This window comes from Exiguobacterium sp. s130 (genome assembly GCF_018619055.1).
GTDB lineage: Bacteria > Bacillota > Bacilli > Exiguobacteriales > Exiguobacteriaceae > Exiguobacterium_A.
Map to the genome: position 1 here is coordinate 1 of NZ_JACSNI010000016.1, position 1,382 is coordinate 1,382.

1 protein-coding gene is annotated in these 1,382 nt (G+C 52.1%); it reads right to left on the reverse strand.

The genetic code is table 11. The features are described from left to right. Positions 1–37 precede the first annotated feature (37 nt). Positions 38–1,382, reverse strand: a protein-coding gene (locus HZS85_RS16550; RefSeq protein ID WP_483297913.1) for an IS3 family transposase whose coding sequence is annotated in 2 segments (ribosomal slippage) — positions 38–930 and positions 930–1,382 — 1,346 coding nt annotated over the 2 segments. Because the reading frame shifts where the segments join, the coding sequence is not laid out codon by codon here. This gene is flagged as partial in the annotation.

The window sequence follows — 1,382 nt, forward strand, 5'->3', positions numbered from 1 at the left end:
TGAACTGAACCAAAAAAGTTAGACAATAAATAATTTGTCAGGCGACCTTGAGGACCTGAGTCCGGTATTCCACCGGGCTCAGGTTTTTTAGTCGTCTCTTGATACGACGATGGTTATAGTACTCGATGTAACGCTCAAGCTCATATTTGAAGTGATCCATGTCATCAAACTCCTTGAGATACAGGAGCTCTGACTTGAGCACGGCGAAGAAGCTTTCGATGGCTGCGTTGTCGAGACAGTTGCCCTTACGGGACATGCTTTGCGTGATGCCATGTTCGTGGAGCGTACCAGTGAACGCTCGATACTGATAATGCCACCCCTGATCGGAATGAAGGATTGGGCGCGCCTCTCCGTCGAGCTTCGCGATTGCCTGGTCCAACATTTCGCCAACGAATCGGTATGTAGGGCGGTCCGATAGGGTATAGGCAATGATTTCACGGTTTCCCAAGTCCATCATCGGCGAGAGGTAGAGCTTCTCCCCGAATAGGTGAAATTCAGTGACGTCAGTCACCCATTTCTGGTTCAGACCGGTTGCCTTGAAGTCACGTTGGAGAAGATTCGGTGCGACTTCTCCGACCCGTCCTTTATAGGAACGGTATCGCTTCATGCGGACAAGACACTTGAGACCGAGCTCGTTCATGAGACGGCGCACGGTCTTCGGATCGTGCCGGAAGCCTTGGCGTTCGAGAAGTGCGTGGATGCGACGATAGCCACATCGTCCCTCATGTTCGTGGAAGAGGGTATGGATAGCCGACTTCACTTCCGCGTACTTGTCTTCGCCCGTCAGGCGCGTCCGCCAATAGTAGTAGACACTCCGAGCCATCTCGAGCACGCGGAGGAGTCCCGGAACGGGATAGACCGCCCGCAACTCATCGATTACTTGCGCCTTGATCCGGTTCGTCGCGCATTCTCTTCTTGAACCAAGGCTCTCAATTTTTTTAGCGCAGCGTTCTCCATCTCGAGATACTCGACCCGCTCCTTGAGCTTCTCGACTTCTGTCATCTCTTCAAAATCTTTCTTCTTGCGTCTCGCCATCGGGGCACGTCCTTTCGGTCTAGCGACCAGACCTGCGGTCCCTTCCCGTTCATACGTCGATCGCCAGTTCGAGATCATCCCCGGGGAGGAAATTCGATATTTTACGGCTGCCTCTATGTAGGACAGTCCGTTGGTCGCCATGTCGTTTAATACCTCCAGTTTAAATGCCGGCGAGTGTGTTGTATAGGAAGGATCGAAGATCGTCTCTCCCCAACGTTCATAAAGACGCGACCACTCACGGACTCGTTCAGGTCGTATCCCGAATTCCTCCGCCATAATCTGGTATCCGTCTCGTCCCGTCAGATAACGTTCAACGACCTTGATCTTAAATGCCTTCGTATATTTGA